The organism is Halomonas sp. DP4Y7-1 (assembly GCF_019800705.1).
GTDB classification, from domain to species: domain Bacteria; phylum Pseudomonadota; class Gammaproteobacteria; order Pseudomonadales; family Halomonadaceae; genus Halomonas; species Halomonas litopenaei_A.
Window position 1 is genome coordinate 335023 of the sequence record NZ_JAHVKS010000004.1, and the last position, 18697, is coordinate 353719.

The 18697-nt window shown below is 63.7% G+C and carries 3 protein-coding genes; 1 reads left to right on the forward strand and 2 read right to left on the reverse strand.

Annotated elements, in window-relative coordinates; all coding sequences use genetic code 11:
* Positions 1 to 705: 705 nt before the first annotated feature.
* Positions 706 to 15069: a carbohydrate-binding protein gene (locus KUV72_RS10475; RefSeq protein ID WP_222238266.1), complete on the forward strand. Its 14364-nt coding sequence runs from the start codon at positions 706 to 708 to the stop codon at positions 15067 to 15069.
* A 308-nt stretch (positions 15070 to 15377) separates the two neighbouring features.
* Here the strand turns inward: KUV72_RS10475 and KUV72_RS10480 are convergent, their stop codons facing one another.
* Both KUV72_RS10480 and KUV72_RS10485 read right to left on the reverse strand, forming a co-directional pair.
* Positions 15378 to 16634 (reverse strand): HlyD family type I secretion periplasmic adaptor subunit, encoded by a 1257-nt coding sequence (locus tag KUV72_RS10480; protein WP_222238268.1) that lies wholly within the window; start codon positions 16632 to 16634, stop codon positions 15378 to 15380.
* A 173-nt stretch (positions 16635 to 16807) separates the two neighbouring features.
* Positions 16808 to 18577, reverse strand: coding sequence for a type I secretion system permease/ATPase (locus KUV72_RS10485; protein ID WP_222238270.1), 1770 nt, complete (start codon positions 18575 to 18577; stop codon positions 16808 to 16810).
* Positions 18578 to 18697 lie beyond the last annotated feature (120 nt).

Below are 18697 nucleotides of genomic sequence, written 5' to 3' on the forward strand. Positions count from 1 at the left end.
AGCGAAAATATGGCCAACCACAATAGCGGTGACAGCAATGAAGCCAATGTTTTCTTCGGCTTTTGCAGAGAGGAAAGAATGCGATGGTATCCCTGAATAAAGGGTGTTGGAGAAAAGTGGAGGTTAGTCTGCTTTTTTACACTTTAAGTCTCATCGTTGGGTTGGTTACTGCTGGTGCTGTCAGTGCTATTTAACTGAATTTTTTCAAATATGAAGTCTAGTGTTTTCAGTTTAGATAACTAAAAAAATCAATTTATACAATGATTTGAGCGTAGCATATCTTCCTTTATTGAAGGCTAAGTGGCGTTAGCGTTAGCGCTGTCAAAAAAATCTTGCTGTATGTCGATGGGGTTATAGAATCAGTGAAGGTGGGCTACATCTTATGAGTTTTGCTGTTTCGAGCACGGTGGCTAGTGGAGCATAGAGGCTAGCGGAGCATAGAGGCTAGTGGAGCATGGCTACTGGAACATAGTGCTGAGTGACAGCTTTTCTCCATGGGGTGGGTTCCAAGGGTGTGGTCGGCAAGGGTAAGGCCGGAAGAGCACCAGAAAGAGGAAAGGATGTTCTCGCGAATCGCGGAATCATTCGTTACCTCGGCAATGCAAGGGTAGTCGCAAATAAGACCAAGCTTTGGCAGTGGATGCCGACAATAAAATGTGGTTCGTCAAGGACTGATCATCCGATATCATCGTCAGGGGACAGCTCATGTTTTCCATGTCATTTGTTGGTCGCGGTCGCAAGTCCTTTCAAAAACGCCTGGAAGACAAGGCGCATTTCCTAAATAAAGATTTCGAGTTGCATGACGTAGTGGTGGCGCCCCATCCCGGGCGCTGGCAAGAGGCTGTCGCGGCCGTGCGCATGACATGGGAAGACGCGTCAGGAGCGAGAAGCGTCTTCGAGAAATTCGAAAGACCCTTTGTGTTCGAGCAATTGCCGACGCCCCCCATTGGCAAGCTGGGGATGATGATCGAGGCGCTCGACGCCAGAGGAGCGCTGCTCCCCGGTGTTGCCGCCCTGCGTGAAGTGCTGGTGCAGGACGCCGAGGCCGATACCGATGATGGAGCAGAGCAAGGCTCCACCGACCCTGTAGCAAGCCACCCTGAGCCAATCGACCCAGCCGTGGGCGACGACCCGGGATCGTCAGCGCAGGATGTCGACGGCCCGCAGGCGGGCGCCAGCGATGGTGACGGGGGAGGCGATGGCGCTGACATGGACAGCGCGTCAGGGGTGGCGGGCTCTGCCGCAGCGTCCTCAGGGCCTGCTTCAGGTGCCTCTCAAGACGCTTCTCAAGACAGCCTTCCAGACAGCTCGTCAGCCCCCTCGTCAGACACCCTGCCTGCAGCGGCCGCGGCCCCGGCAATAGTGGCCCTGGCAGCCCCCGTGGGCTTTTCGCTGCGCATCCAGGCCGAAGACGATGATGCCAGCGACGGCGCATCGGCCAGTATCACCGGAGATACCGGCATCGCGGTGGTGGATGATCCAGCCAACCCGGACGCGGCGGACGCCGAGGGCAATGCCTACGTGGACTATGGCAATGGGGTGGCCGGCGGCGAGAGCCTGACCTTTACCTTCGACGTGCCCGAGGCCGGTGAATACGACCTGGTGCTGCGCTACGCCATGGGCGCCGGCAATCGCCCGCTGCGCCTGGACGTCAACGGTGAGCTGTTCGACCGCATGTTCGACCTGACCTCCACCGGCGACGATTTCACCAACTTCGAGCTGACCCAGCCGGTGCGTCTGACCCTGGAGCAGGGCACCAATACGATTACCCTGACCTCCAACGGCGCCAGCGGGCCGAACATCGACTATCTCGAGATCACCGCACCGGACCCTGACCGTTACGTGATTCAGGGCGAAGATATGCAGCTGTCTCCGGCGGAAGACGCGCAAGACAGCGGCACCAACCGGGTGGCGACCTTGGACACCATCGCCGGCTTCACCAGCGGTCTGGAGACCTTCCGGGTTGGTGCCGAAGGAGAAGCCTATCTGGATTGGGCCTCTGGCAATGCCAACGCCACTGCCGACGTTACCCTGGACATCGCCACCGCTGGCACCTACGCCATCAGCATCACCTACGCGACGTCCGGCGCCCGTCCACTGGACCTGATGCTGGTCGACGGCGGTAGCACCACCACCCTGGCCACCTTTGACTTTGCGCCGACCCTGGAGCCGGTCTACTACCCGGACGATACCGAAGCGGATATCGCCGTGGCCAACCGCCCGAGCACGAGCGGCGGCAACCTGCAGAGCGAGTGGGAAGGCTGGACGGTCGAGACGGTAGAGGTCGAGCTGGCCGCCGGCAGCAACACCCTGCGCCTGGGCGGCTATACCAATGGCCCCAATATCGACAAGATGGAGCTGGTGCTGGTCAGCGCCGCGGTCACCGGGCCCGACATTGCGCCCCAGGTGGTCCAGGCGGAAGACGCCGAGCTTGGCGCTGGCAACGATGCGGGCACCCTGGTGCGTGATCCGGCCAATCCCGAGGACGGGACCGGCTTCCAGGGCCTGCGTCCCGACTACTCCGGGACCGGCTATGTGGACTTCGGCAGCGTGCCCGGCGACAGCCTGACCTTTACCGTGAACGTGGCCGAGGCGGGTCAGTACGACCTCAACTTCCGCTACGCCAGCAACGGCGACCGGCCCATGGACATGGCGGTCAACGGCGGTATCGCCAGCGCCCTGGCCTTCGTCACTACCGACCCCAATGCCACCAACGAAGCGCCGGAAGGCTTTGACGTGTGGTCCTATCAGACCCAGACGGTGGCATTGCAGGCGGGCGACAACACCATCACCCTGGCGATTCCCAGCGGCGCCGGCAGCGGCCCCAATATCGACCGGCTGGAGCTGACCACGGCGGGCTCCGGCCCGGTGGGCGATGTGGAAGGGGACGAGGGCGATGACCTGGCCTTTACCACGCCTGACAGTGTGGTCAACGCCGCAAGCGTCGACGCTGTGCCCTTTACCGTCGCGGGGCTTGATGACGATATCGTCTACGTGGGCTTAAGCTTCGATGACGGCGTGAATGTAGAGGAGGTCACTCCGGACGCCAGCGGTGCCTTCAGCCTGGACCTTTCCGGTCAAGCCGACGGTCCACTGTCGGCCACCCTGATTGTCATGGACGCCTATGGCAACCGTGGGACTCGCGAGCTGGCCCTGACCCTGGATACCACCGCCGACGAAGGCGGCGATCTGGCGCTTAGCGGCCCGGCAGACCCGGTGGCCCAGGCGGATAGTGCCGCCGTGACCTTCACCCTGGCTGGGCTCGATGCTGACGCCGACAGCGTCGAGGTCAGCCTGGATGGCGGCGCCACGCGCACCCCGGTCGGGGTTGATGGCGACAGCCTGCAGCTTGACCTGTCCGGTCTGGGCGGCGGCAGTCATCCCATTGTGCTGTACGTGACCGATCTCGCCGGCAACGAAGCCACTACCTCCACCCAAGTCACCCTGGAAGACGATAGCGATGCTCCGCTGACGCTGGACTTTGCCGCGGGGCCGATCACGTCCTACGGCGGCAATCAGGACAACCCCAGCCAAGGCACTGGCGCAGCGTCGGAGGATGCAGGAGCGACCCTGGCCTTGACCGATAACGTATGGAAGCGGGTGGCCCTGGGCGAAAACTACCAGATTACCGCGGATACACAGCTGACCCTGGAACTGGACGCCTCGAGCTCCCCGGTATCGGAGATCATCGCCGTCGGTATCGACCCGGACGACAACCCTTTCGGTGGTGGCGGCAGCCTGTTCCAGCTGGGCGGCACCCAGACCCAGCAGGGCTTTATCGACCTGCGGGGACAAGGCACCGATGATGATGGCGATGGCGTTCTGACCTTCACCATCGACCTGTCGTCCCTGGCCGGCTCGACCATCGACTCCCTGGTGTTCGTCAATGACGATGACCTTGGCGCCAAGGGCAGTGCGCGTTTTTCCAATGTGACGCTAAGCGAAGCCACCACCGTGGACACCAATCAGGCCCCAGTGGTGGTCGGAGGCGGCGTCGCTGACCTGGTGCTGGACGAGGGCGCAACGCTGGAGGTGGATCTGCCCTTCGAAGACGCCGATGGCGACGACCTGAGCTATCGCTTCGAGGTGGCCGACAGCGACGGCGCGCCCGTCGACGCCGCTGGCCTTGCCATCGATGGCAGCGTACTGGGCGGCAGCCTGGATGACCTGGTACCGGGGGTTTATACCGTTACCTTGTTCGCCGACGACGGGGAGTTCGAGACCTCCGACAGCTTTGTGCTGACCATCGAGAACGTCAACGACGCGCCGGTGGCCGAGCCCGCCGCGCTGGAGCCATTCTTTGGCGAGGTAGGCGAAAGTTTCGTCCAGATTACCCTGGCGGATTACGCTGTGCTGTTCTCTGATCCCGACGGGGACGACCTGACGCTGAGCGTTGAGGACCTACCCCCGGGTCTTGAGCTGGTCAATGGCGTGATCCAGGGCACCCCGACCGAGGGTGGGGCCTTCAGCGTGACGCTGCGGGCCTCCGATCCGGGCGGCCTGTCGGCCATCCAGGTGCTCGACTTCCAGATCGCCGGTACCGATATCGGCGATGTGGTGACCATCGAGGCGGAAGCCTTCAGTGACCTGGATGCCGCCAACCTGATCGTCACCGCCAATACCAGTGCCTCCAACGACCAGCTGATTCGCCTGACCAGCACCGCGCCTGCCGCCATCGGCACCGACCTGGCGGCGGCCGGGGTCGAGCCAGGCTGGTATCGGGTCACCCTGTACGTCTTCGATGAAACCGACGGAGAGGGAGAGCTGACGCTGTCCATCGATGGAACGGCGCTCGAGGCTCGCAATCTGTCGAGTGACAGCCTGACCTCCGACGTGGTGCTCAGCGACGACTTCGGCACCTTGGTGGGCAGTGGCGCCAGAGGCAACGCCGGCCAGAGCGGTAACCGCAAGGCGATCGTGTTCGAGACAGCGGTCGAGATCACCGCCGACTCGCAGCTGGGGCTTGAGTTGCGTGGCCAGGGCGGCGAGCTGATGCGTATCGACTCGGTGGCGTTCGAGCGCATTGAAGAGCCGGTCAACAACGCGCCCACCATCACCGGGCTTGGCGCTAGCGTCAGCGTCGATGAGAACTCGAGCGCGGTCGCGACGCTCACCCTGGACGACCTGGATGGTGACACCCTGAGCGTGACCCTGGAAGGCGTCGACGCGCCGCTGTTCAGTTTCGATGCGGCCACCGGCGTACTCAGCTTCGTCAACCCGCCCGATGCGGAACTGGCGGTCGACGCCGATGAAGACGGCGTCTACGAAGTCACCGTGGTCGTCAGCGACGGGGAAGACAGCGTGTCCCAGGCGACCCTGATCACGGTCAACGACCTCAACGAAAGCCTATCCATCGCACAGACGACGCTCGACGTGGACGAGAACCTGACCGAGATCGGTGCCATCGCGGTACTCGATGAAGACGGTCAGCCCGCCGCGCTGAGCGCACCGGTGTTCGCCATAACCGGTGGCATCGACGCACCGCTGTTTACCATCGACCCCGATACCGGGGTGCTCAGCTTCACCTCGGCCCGTGACTTCGAGCTGGCCGTGGACGCCAACGAGGACAACGTCTACGAAGTCGAGGTCAGCGTCACCGACGATGGCCTGACGACCAGCGAGCTGGTGTCGGTTAGCGTCAATGATGTGGATGAAGCGCCTTTCTCGCCGCTATCGCTGCAGGCCGAGGATGGTGCGGTAGAAAGCTTCGACGTGGATGCCAACGACGCTGATACCCAGATTCGCGATCCCAGCAACCCGGAGCCCAACCAGCCCACCGGTTTGCGTCCGGGATTCTCCGGCAGCGGCTACCTGGACTTTGGCGACACCCCCGGAGACAACATCAGCTGGCAGATTGATGTGGCCCAGGCCGGGCAATATGACATCAACGTGCGCTACGCCACCAATACCGATCGTCCGCTGGATCTGGTGATCAACGGTGGTGATCCGCTGGTGCTTGCCATGGCCAGCACCGACCCGGATGGCACGGGCCCGGAAGAAGGCTTCGACCACTGGGCCTTCGAGACCATCACGGTGACCCTGGAGGCGGGCAGCAACACCATTGCCCTGGCGATCCCGGCAGGTGCCAACACCGGCCCCAACATTGACCGCATCGAGATTACCGAGGGCGGTAGTGGGCCCATCGTGATCGATGACAGCGCCGATGAAGACGGCGATCTGGCTCTCGTGGCCGCCGACGACAGCCTGGACGACAGCCAGCTGGCGACGGCGTTGTTCAATGTGTCGGGTGTCGATGACGACGTCACCACCGTCGAGGTGTCTTACGACGGCGGCGCCACTCGCACCGAGGTGACGCCGGATGCCTCGGGCAACATCACCCTGGACCTCAGCGGTCTGCTGGATGATCAGAGTGGCGATCTCACGGTGACGCTGATCGTCACCGACGCAACAGGTAACGAAGCCAGCGTCGATGAGGTCGTCAGCTACGACGATGGCGCTGTGGTGGTAGCGCCGATCACCCTGCAGGCAGAGGATGCCGACATCGTCGACGTCGGTGGCACCGCCCAGGGTGAAGTGACCCGCGTGGTCGACTCGGCCAACCCTGACGACTTTGGCAATTACCGCCCTGGCGCGGTGGGCGAGGCCTATCTCGACTTTGGTACCAACCCCGGTGACCAGATCACCTTCAACGTCAACGCGGTGGAGGCGGGCAGCTATACCGCCACCATTCGTTTCGCCAACGGCGGTGACGCCCCACGGCCACTGGATCTGACCGTCAACGGCAGCGACCAGGGCCAGCTAGGCTTCCCCAATGCCACCGGTGTCACCGAGCCCTGGGAAGAGTGGCAGACCCTCGAGGTCACGGTGGAGCTGGTGGAGGGCGCCAACACCTTCACCCTGACCATTCCCGCTGGCGCGGTGAACGGCCCGAACATCGACCAGGTGGTATTCGACTTCAACGACGGCGTGACCCAGCCACCGTTCAGCTTCAGCATCGAAGGCGAGGCGCTGGATATCGTCGACGCCGATGGCGATACCCAGGTGCGCGACCCGAGCAACCCCGAGACGAACGCCGCGGCAGGCGCGGACGGACTGTGGGATGGCTTCAGCGGTGCCGGATATCTGGACATGGGCGGTGACGTGGGCGACGCCGCGGAATTTCAGGTCAGCGTGGACCTGGCTGGGACCTACACCCTGGAAGTGCGCTACGCCAACGGCGCGGGCAATGGCGCTGACCGTCCGATGACGGTACTGGTGGACGGGGCGAGCCAGGGCAGCCTGGCCTTCGCTTCCACCGGCGGCGACCCGGTGGGCTGGGAGAACTGGACCACCACTACCATCGAGGTGGAGCTTGCGGCCGGCGATAACACCATTCGCCTGGCCAACGAAGGCACCGCGGGCCCCAACATTGACCTGGTCACCGTCAGCCGTGACGGCGTAGCGCCGCCGCGCCCGGTGGAGCCAGGCGACCGCTTCTCGGTGAAGATCAACTTCCAGCCCGAAGGCACCGCGGTGCCCGATGGTTACATCGCCGACAACGGCAAGGCCTTTGGCACCCAGTCGGTGACGGTGGATGGCCAGGTGCACCAGTATGGCTGGGTCACCGAAGAGTCGATCTACGATAGTGACCCAGGCACCGAGCCGCTGGATATCAGCTCGCTGACCAGCGTGGCGGTGAATGACCGCACCGACGATATCGCCGGACTCGACCCGCGCCAGGGCACCTATGCGCACTTTGACCAGCCCGGCAACTATGTGCGCGCCGGCTGGGAGATCGAGCTCGACGATGGCTACTACGAGGTCACCATCTCCATCGGCGATACCAGTGGGCCTTACGACAGCAACAATGTGCTCAATGCCGAAGGACAGCTGTTCAACGACCCCTTCACCCCGTTCCGCCCGGACGACTTCCCGGCAGACGGCAATCCGGCCGATGACACCGAGGGCGTGCGCTCCGACCTGGTGACCCGCATCGTTCAGGTCACCGACGGTCGCCTGACCCTGGACTCCATGGGTCTCGATAACGAGAACACCGAGATCCAGTACATCGAGATCCAGGCGTTGCCGGATCTGACGCCAGGAGATGGACGCGAGGCGGTCGAGGATTACGCCTTCTTTACCGACGCCCGAGCCATCGCTGGGGTGGGGCAGAACGAAGTGGAGGTGGATCTCGACCCGGACGACGGTAGCATCCCCACCGGCGTTGATCCGACCTCTGATATCTTCGTCGGCATCTCGGTGGTGGACGGCCGCGGCGGGGCCTTGCTGGAAAGCCTGGCCGATGGCTCCATCCGCCTGTTCGAAACCGTGACCGGCCAGGAGGTCACGTTCAATGCCAACACCACCGGTGGTTTCGACTCCCTGACCATCTCGCCGAGCCAGTCGCTCAAGCCTTTCACCAGCTACACCCTGGTGATCGATGGCTTCCAGGATCGCGGCCCCAACGATGATGCCAGCGCGCCGACCCGGGAGTTCCAGAAGTACACCAACACCTTCGTCACCGGCCCTGAGCCGGAGATCGTGGCCCGTGATGTGGCCTTCAATGATGTGGTCGAGCTCAACGGCGCTGCCGATGGGGCCTTCGGCTTCACCTCGCTGGAGATGAGCCCCGACGGCGCCTTCATGTACATCGCCACCATCAGTGGCCAGCTGCTGCGCTACGACGTGGACCCCATCGATGGTTCACTGTCCAACCGGCTGGAGCTGAGCCTGCCCAACGACTACTTCGATCAGCCGGGAGAAACCCAGCAGCGGGGCATCATTGGCCTGGTGGTCGATCCCACCGACCCCAATGTGCTGTGGATCACCGATAACTACCCGATCCCGCTGTCGGGACGTGACAACGGGGTGCCGGACTTCAGTGGTCGCATCACCAAGATCACTCTGGACGATGGACCCGGCTTCTCCGGCACCGCCGAGGCCTACATCACCGGCCTTCCGCGCTCCAACGGTGACCACGTCACCAACAGCCTGGAGTTCCGGGTGAACCCGGACTACGACGCGGACACCAACCCGGATGTGCCGAGCCACTTGCTGTACCTGATCCAGGGCTCCAACTCGGCCATGGGTGAGCCGGACAGCGCCTGGGGCAACCGCCCGGAGCGGCTGTTGAATGCGGCGGTGATGGAGATCGATCCGACCCGCGATGTGTCGAATGGCCCCTTCGACGTGACCACCGAGCCGCTGCCCGACAACGGGCTCAACCAGCGCTTCGATGATCCGGACGGCCATCCCAAGGACGACCCCATTCCCATGGGCAATGGCGAGTTCCTGGTGTTTGATGATCGCGGCGTCGCCACGGTGCAGGATGCCGACGGCAATGTGCTCGAGTCCTACTACGACCCCTATGCTCCCGATGCGGTGCTGACCATCTTCGCCACCGGGGCGCGCAACGCCTACGACCTGGTGTGGCACTCCAACGGCTATCTGTACGTGCCGACCAACGGCTCGGCCGCCGGCGGCAACGTGCCGGATGATCCGAATACACCGGAAGACGAGCGCTACACCAACGTCGAGAAGCAGGATGACTACCTGTTCCGCATCGAGGAGGGCGGCTACTACGGCCATCCCAACCCGCTGCGCGACGAATACATCTTGAACGGTGGCAACCCCACCGGTGGCAATGATCCCAATCAGGTCGACAAGTATCCGACGGGTACCAACCCCGAGGGCACCTATGACATCGCCGGGGTCTATTCGCTGGGCGAGAACCGTTCGCCCAACGGTGCGGTGGAATACACCAGCGGTGTGTTCGGCGGCAACCTGCAGGGCAACGTGTTGTTCACCGAGTACTCCGGCGGTGACGACGTGCGCTCCATCACCCTGGACGCCAACGGCAACGTCATCGGTGACGACGTGCTGCGCGATCCCGACGGCAACGTCATCACCTACGTCGATCCGCTGGATATCATCGAGAACCCGGCCACCGGTCAGCTGTATCTGCTGACCCTGAACCGAGGCAACGGCCAGAGCCAGATCATCCGCCTTGATCCGGTGCCGGGCGGCACCACCGATCCCGGTGATCCGGACCCGGACGACGACCTGATCACCGTCCTGACGATTCAGGCCGAGGACGTGACGCCCAACGATGGCACCTCGGTGACCATCGCCACCGGCGCCGATGCGGAGATCGAGATCCGCGATATCAACAATCCGGAGACCAACCAGAACCTGCCCAATGGCCTGCGTCCCGGCGCCTTTGGCCTGGATGGCAACACCGTGGATGACGATGGCGTGCCGGGGGGCTATGCCGACTTCGGCAGCACCAACGTCGACTTCATCACCTTCAGCTTCGAACTGGACCCCGCCCAGGCCGGCGAGTCGGTGCTGCGGGTGCGCTATGGCAATGGCTCGGACATCGATCGCCCGCTGGAGGTCTTCGTCAACAACGTCTCGGTGGGGGTGGTGTCCTTCCCGCCGAGCCAGGATTCCAGCATCACCGATCCTGACGCCCGCTGGTCTGACTGGCTGACCGTGGACATCACCGCGGACCTGGCCGCCGGCCTCAATACCGTGCGTTTCCAGGCGACCCAGGACACCGGGCCCAACATCGACCAGCTGGAGATCCTGCGCGAGGAGGACGCCACGCCGGGCTTCACCGTCTACGAGGCCGAAGACGCCGTGCTGGGCGGTGCCGTGTTCGTGCCGGAGAGTCAGGATGACCGCAACGCGTCCGGCGATGGCTTCGTCGACTTCGATGGCAGCGGCGATCAGACCATCACCTGGACGGTGGATGTTGCCGAAGACGGCAGCTACGAGATCGGTTTCCGCTATGCGCTTGCCGCCAGCAAGGCCGACCGCCCGCTGGGACTGACCATCAATGGCACTGACCTGGGCCAGCTCAACTTCGTCGGCCAGAGCAATGACGCCGAGGACGACTGGTTCTTCCAGGAGGTGCTGGTCAATCTGCAGGCGGGCAGCAACACCATTACCCTGACCGCACCGGGAGCCGTGGGGCCGAACATCGACCTGCTGCGGGTGCCGGACAATGGCGGCGATGTGTTCATCCCGGTCTACGCCGACGTGTCCGACGGCGCGCGGATCGAGCTTGAGGATGGCGCCAGCGCCCGCACCGTCAACGAACTGACCGCGGACTTCTACTTCACCGTAGACAGCGATGGCCTCTATCGTCTGGACCTGGCGGCCAACGCCGGTGGCGACAATGGCGGGTCGCTGGCGCTGACACTCAACGGTCAGGCCGTCGACAGTCTGGCCTATCCGGGGGTGGGCGATGCCGGCGAGGAGGGCGTCTATGTCGAGCTCGAGGCCGGCGTCGAGTACAACCTGCGGGCGGTGTCCGCCGTGGACGGTGCGGATGATCTGGACTACCTGGATGTCACGCCGCTGGCGGGTAACGCCAATGCCGACATCGAGGTGCAGAGTGGCGACGCGGCCTTCTATGCCAACCGGCTGCACTTCAGCTATCTGGAGAACAACGGTGCCTCCAACCCGGACCGCGAGTTCAAGGACAGTGCCACGGTCACCATCAGCAACAGTGGCAGTGAACCGCTCGATATCCTCGAGGCACAGATCGACGGACCCTTCGTGCTGGCCGATCCGGGCGCGTTCGACGGGCTGACCCTGGCCCCCGGGCAGTCGCTGACGGTCACGGTACTGTTCGACCGCGACGCCTACACGCCGCCTGCCAATGACGCCGGTGACGGGGTGTTTGAAGGCCGCATTCGGCTGGTCACCAACGACGCCGACTCGCCGGTGGCCGAGATCGCCATGGCCGGCTTCTGGCAGGCCCGTGACGAGGGCGGCTGGGAACCCAACGTCAACGAGATCTGGGAGGTGTTCGGCTTCGGCAACCGCATCGCTGGACTGACCACCGTGGGAGGTGGCGAGAATTCGGTGCTCAACGACTTTGACCTGTACCGGCCGGTGAACGACGACGAGGTGCTGTCGCGTTACTGGTCCCTGGCCGATGGCGTGGACCAGGCCAAGATCACCCAGCTGGCGGCCTTCCATGGCAACGGTGGGGCGACGCTGGGCATTCATGCGCCGGGCAACAAGGGCCAGGACATCATCTTCTCCAACCACCAGGGAGACAATAATCAGACCCTGCTGCCGCTGGTGAACAACGGCAACTTCGCCACCGCGACCTTCGGCAGAGGGACCATCCCCGATGGCTGGGCCGGCGATGAGGTGTTCGGTATCGAGGTGGCGGGACTGTCCACCGATCCTTCGCTCAACCCCCCTGGGGGCGGCACGCCGCCGGCGGATGCCGATGGCATCGAGCGCGGCTATACGGTACGCATGTTCCGGGCCCTGGACGAAGATGGCAACGTGATTCCCAATACCTACCTGGGGATCATGGACTACACAGGCATCAACTATGACTACAACGACAACGTGTTCGTGATCGAAGGCGTCAAGCCGGTCTCCGGCGGCTCGCTCACCGTCACCAACAACGATGGCGTGCCGTCCAACGATCGCCTGGTGATGTCGCGTATCGAGAACCCCGTCAACGCGGCCCAGGAAGTGCATGACGAGGTCACCATCACGCTCTCCAATGACGGCTTCGATGCGCTGACCATCGACGCTGTGGCGGTCAGTGACCCCAGCCTGTTCGAGCTGACCCAGGCCTTCAGCGCCGTGGTGCTGGAGCCCGGTGAGTCGGTGGAGGTCACGGTGCGCTTTATCGCCGATGACCCCAATGACGGCTCGCTGTACGAGGCCAGTCTGATCATCAGCTCGAGCGACGCCGATGAGGCCGAGAAGGTGATCGAGCTGGCCGGTATCAGCCAGAACCAGTCCGAGAGTGGCCAGGAGCCGATGGTGCAGGAGATCGTCAATGCCTTTGGCTACACCACCGACGTTGCCGAAGGGCAGATGAACCAGGGTGGCCTGGTGGAAGCCAACGGCGACGAGATCCTGGCGCCGTTCTTCCAGCGCGCTGATGGGGCCTCGCCGATCACCATCACCCAGCTCGCGGCCTACCATGGCCAGGGCGACATCGCCCGACTGTTCATCCATGACGTGGACAGCCGCGACATCAGCGAGATCATCGCCCACGACGAGGCCGACGGTCAGACCCTGCTGCCGCGCACCCTCAACAATGGCGACAATCTGGCGGTGGCGACCCTGGATCGGGATGATCCGTTCGGCTTCTATGCCGAGATCTCCGACCGTCCTGGGTACATCTCCTGGTCGGATCCCGACGCCAACCTGTACGAGGACACCATCGATGCCATCGGCATTCCTGGCGCCAACCTCAACTGGGACGAGAACGACGGCCACCTGATCCGGGTGTACGTGGCCAAGGACGCCGACGGCAACGTGATTGCGGACACGTACATCGTGATCCAGGACTACGCGGGGGTGAACTACGACTACAACGACAACATCTTCCTGGTGCAGAACGTCACGCCGTACGATCCGACCGGCGTCGAGGACGCCGACGGCAACGGCCGGGTGGATCTGTACGATGATGATGACGGTGACGGGACGCCGAACTTCCTTGATGACCCGACGCCGGTCGCGCAGACCGCCTTCAATGACACTCAGACCGCCTGGGCGGTGGGCGCCGATGGCCTGGATCTGGAAGCTCGCTTCTACGACAACGGCGGCCAGGGGGTGGCCTACAACGACTCGGACAGCGCCCATAGCGGCAATGCCTTCCGCTCCGACGAGGCGGTGGACATCTCGACCCCGTCGCTGGCCATCGGCTTTGTCGCCGACGGCGAGTGGGTGGAATACACCCTGAACGTGGAGACCGCGGGCACCTATGTGCTCAACTTCTCGACCTCGGCGGTGGCCGGTGGCAAGACCATCACCGCGGCGTTCGAGCAGGATGGCGCCTTCTACACGGGAAATCAGTCGGTGGCACTGCCCAACACCGGCAGCTTCACCACCTTCACCGACGTCGGGCCCCTGAGCTTTGACCTGGAAGAGGGTGAACAAGTCCTGCGCCTGACCTTCAATGGCGGTCAGCTCGACCTGGCTTCCTTCAGCCTGGACCTGGTGGAGCCGGTGGACGATGGCCAGTCGGCGTTTACCGATGATGGCACGCCATGGCAGGTGGGGTCGGACTTCAACCTGGAGGCGGTCAACTACGACGAAGGCGGTCAGGGAGTTGCCTACAACGACTCGAGTCAGGCACAGCTGGGTACCAATCCCCGTGGCGATGGGGTGGACCTGGCGGGTGGTGGCAGCGTCATCGGCTGGATCGAGAACGGCGAGTGGGTCGAGTACACCCTGAACGTGGAGCAGGCAGGCACCTATGATCTCGCCTTCCTGGCCTCCCTCGGCACCACGGCCGGCGGCCAACGCAGCATTACCGCCAGCTTCACCAAGGGCGATGGCACGCCTTACGCGACGGCAGGGTCGGTAGAGGTGGATCCCACCGGCAGCTGGACCAACTTTGTCGAGACCGCGTCGACCCAGGTCACGCTGGAGGCCGGCGAGCAGGTGCTGCGCCTGACCTTCAACGGCGGGTCCATGGACCTGCAGGGCTTCTCGCTGTCCAAGGACGGCCAGCAGGCCTTCAATGCAGGAGGCAATGCCTGGCTGGTGGACGCTGACGATGGTCTGTCCCTCGACGCCGTGCTGTTCGACGAGGGTGAGCAGGGTGAGGCCTACAACGAGCTGACCCCGCAGCAGTTCGGCAGCAACTTCCGCGATACGCCGGTGGATATCGTGGGGCAGGGCGACGCTGTGGGCTGGATCGACAACGGCGAGTGGCTCGAGTACACCATCAACGTGGAGCAGGCGGGCAGCCACACCCTGTCCTTCGTGACCTCGGGTCCCAACGGCGGGCGCAGCATCACCGCTTCGCTGGAACAGGACGGTAGCGTCTACGAGCAGGGCAGCGTGGCCACGCCGGTGACCAGTGACTGGGGCGTCTTCGTCGACACGGCGGCGATGACCCTGGATCTGGAAGCGGGGGTGCAGGTGCTCAGGCTGACCTTCAACGGCGGCTCCCAGGATCTGGCCTCGTTCCAGCTCACCCGGGATCCCGACGTGGCGGCGGCCAGCCTGTCTACCAGCAGCCTGTTGCTGGCGGCGGACGATCCTGTCGTCGATGCCTCCAGCGACGATGTGGATGACCTGCCGATGAGTGACGACGTGGGCGTGCAGGGCGTGCAGGATGATGCCGGCCTGTAAGCCAGCGACGACCGGTGACGCCCGCGGTGGGTGAGGCGGGCGTCACCGAATGACGTAAAACGACCAGATGCATGGTCTAAGGGAGGTACCCCTCAGGGAAACGCAGCATCCTCCCTCAGGGGGGTGTCATCGGCGGAGGCTATCAGGGAGGCTTCTGTCGGACATGTCATGGTGTCCCGTGCCGGCAGGGAGCTGGCCCTGCGCGGATCGTCCCCCTGAACCTTGATCCGCGCAGTTTTTTTTGCCTTTCTCATGGTGGTTGGGTGGCGGTGCTATTGCTTGCGCAGGCTTCATTCCTTGCGCAGGCTTCATTCCTCGCGCATGGCCCTGGCTAGCATGTCATTAAGCGGTTTTAGCATGTAGCTGGCAAAGCTGCGCTCTCCGGTACGAATCATGACCTCTGCGGGCATGCCCGCGACGAGCGTCATGCCCTCAGGCAATACGCTAGTGATCGGGTCTGTCACCTGGACGATGACCTTGTAGTAGCGCTGCCGACTCGTTTCATCGTCAAAGCTGTTGGCGCTGACATGGCCGATGGTGCCCGCGACCACCTTGGTCAAACGCTGATTGAAGGCACTGAAGCGGATATCGGCGTGCTGGCCGACATGCAGATGATCCACGTCCTGGCTGGGGACCCGTGCTTCGACCACGAAGCGGTCGTTGGATGGAACCAGCTCCAGCAGGATGTCGCCTCCACGGACCACCGCGCCGATCGTGTGCACGTCGAGTCCGACCACCGTGCCGGACACCGGCGCCACAATGTGCGTGCGCGTCAGCCGATGATTGAGCGCGACCAGGCGCTCTTCGGCGTCGGCCACCTCGGCCTGAACCCGCCGTAGGTCCTCGCCCACCTGCTGCTGAAATTCCTGTCGCCGCACCTGCTTGTTCAGTACCAGCTCGCTGATCTGAGCCTGCAGCCTGGCAATGTCCGCTGCATGCCTGGCGTTGTCGCTCTGGTACTCAAGGCTCTCGCGCTCCAGCTCGCGCAGCCGCTGACTGCTGATCAGGCCGTCGTCAAACAGGCGGCGATGGCTGGCGATGTCCCGCTCCAGGGAGTCGATACGCAGGTCGGTAATCCCCCGTGTACGCTCAAGCCCCTGGATCTGCTCCTCCAGTTGGATCACCTGTTGATCCAGGGCCGCCAGGGTGTCCGCAAGGGCCTGGCGACGTACCTCAAAGAGGTGTTGCTGCACCGCCAGCACCTCACGCACGCGCTGCAGCCGGGCGGCCGTCAATTCATCGGGAAAGGTCAGCATGGCGGCATTTGTCTGCTCCGCCAGCAGTCGAATCTCACTGGCACGCGCGATCAGATAATCGGTGTCGGCGATGCGGCTTTCCGCCCGGGCCAGGGTGTCATCGAGGCGGATCAACAGATCACCATGCTGCACCTGATCCCCATCCCTTACGAGAATGTCGGCGACGATGCCCCCTTCCAGGTGCTGAACACGCTTGGTGAAGCTTTCCACCGATACCGCTCCGGGCGCTACCACGGCCACCGCCAGCTGAGCCGTGGTTGCCCACAGCACGAAGCCGCCCAGGGCAATCATCAGCAGCGCAAAGCCCATGCGGCGATAAACCTGCAGCGCTGTCGGCGGCTGGCCTTGTGATAGGGCTGGCGATAGGGCTGGCGATAGGGCTGATGAAAGGGCTGGCGGTGGGACCACGGGAGAGCCGCCGGCGTCTAAAGAGGCCGGGGTCTTAGCGGACGTCTCGGTGGATGAGCCAGGCGAAGGCAAGGTCATGACGGGCCTCCTGCCGATGCTGGTCGGTGTGGTGTCACCCGTTTGATCACCTTGCCGGGCAAGGTCTTGGCCCCGACCGGGCCATCGTCGGCGCTGCGGCGGGCGCGCAGCGCGGCCACCTGACCGTCGCGAAGCGTCAGGATACGGTCTACCCGATCCAGCAGGCACTGACGGTGGGTGATCACCAGAGTGGTCGTCCCCTGGCGGCGCAGCCCATCGAGTGCCTGCGCCAGGGCGCGTTCGCCAGCGTCATCGAGGCTGGCGTCAGGCTCATCCAGCACGACCAGGCAGGGCTGGCCGTAAAGCGCCCGCGCCAGTCCGATACGCTGACGCTGACCGGCAGAAAGGCCTAGGCCCTGTGGGCCGATGACGGTGTCGTAGCCGTCAGCGAGGGACAGAATGAGCTCGTGCACGCCGGCTAGGTTCGCGGCCTTGACCACGGCCTCGGCGTCGACGGCGGCAAAGCGCGCGATGTTATCGGCAATGGTTCCCGCCAGCAGCTCGACGTCCTGGGGCAGATAGCCCAGGTGAGGCCCCAATGCCTGGCGCTTCCAGCCGAGAATGTCGGCGCCGTCGAGGCGCACGCAGCCATCCAGGCGGGGCCAGATGCCCAGCACGACCCGCGCCAGGGTCGATTTGCCTGAACCGCTGGGGCCCACCACGGCCAGCTGTTCCCCGGGCGAGAGCGTGAGGCTGATGGCCTTCAAGGTGATGTTCTGTGATCCCGGTGGAGCGGCGCTGACGTTCTCCAGGGTCAGCGAGCCCCGGGGACAGGGCAACGCCATGGGCTCACCCGCTGTCGCCGCGCCTATCAAGGTATTGAGACGTTCCGATGCATTGCGTGCTGCGATGAAGGCCTTCCAGCCGTTGATCAGCTGATCCAGTGGCGCCAGCGCGCGGCCGAGCAGAATCGAACCGGCGATCATCATCCCTGGGGTCAACTCTGCGACCAGGACCAGCCAGGCGCCGAGCCCCAGGATCAAGGACTGGGACAGCAGCCTCAGCGCCTTCGACAGATGGGTCAGGGTGCCTGCGCGGTCGCTGGCCAGGGACTGCAGGGTGAGGCCTTCCCGATGTATCGCCTGCCAGCGATGCTGGATGCTTTCGACCATGCCAAGGGCATGCAGCACCTCGCTGTTGCGCAGGTTGGCCGCGGTGGTATCTCGATTGGACACCTGTCTGGCCCCGGCCTGCTTGAGCAGTTCGCGGGTCCTGGCCTCGTTGAGCACCGCCAGGGCCAGTAGCAGCGCTCCGGCACACAGGGCGAAGAGCCCGTAGTACGGATGAAACAGCGTCAGGATACCCAGATAGACGGGTATCCAGGGGGTGTGGAGGAACGCCGGGACCGCTGGGCTCGAAAAGAACTGACGTAGCGTGGCAAGGTCATCCAGGCCCTGGATGGAGGCAGCGCTGGGATTGGTGAGTGCCTGCCGATAAAGCGATTGATGAAGCCGCTGCTGGAGCTGTTCGTCGAAACGATTGCCGAGCCTCACCAGCAGGCGCGAACGCACCCAGTCCAGGCCGGCCATGATCCCGAACAGGAAGATCACGATAAGCGTCAGCATGATCAAGGTATCGACGCTGCGACTGGCGAGCACCCGGTCATAGACCTGCATCATGTAGAAAGAGGGGACGAGCATCAGCAAATTGATGGCGATGCTGAAGATGGCCACATCCACGAGCCCCCTGCGACAGCCGCGCAGCGCTGCGGCAACGGCAGACGCCTCGCGGGATAGAGCATTGTCCTGAGACGGGGATAAGCGCATGGCGATGAGCTCTTGGCAGCGTGAATGGAGGCGCTGGCGAGAAGCCTTGTGGCTCTCGATGGTAGGGCCTGGTTCGTCGGTTTGGTTCGTCGTTCTGGTTCGTTGTTCTGACTCGTCGTT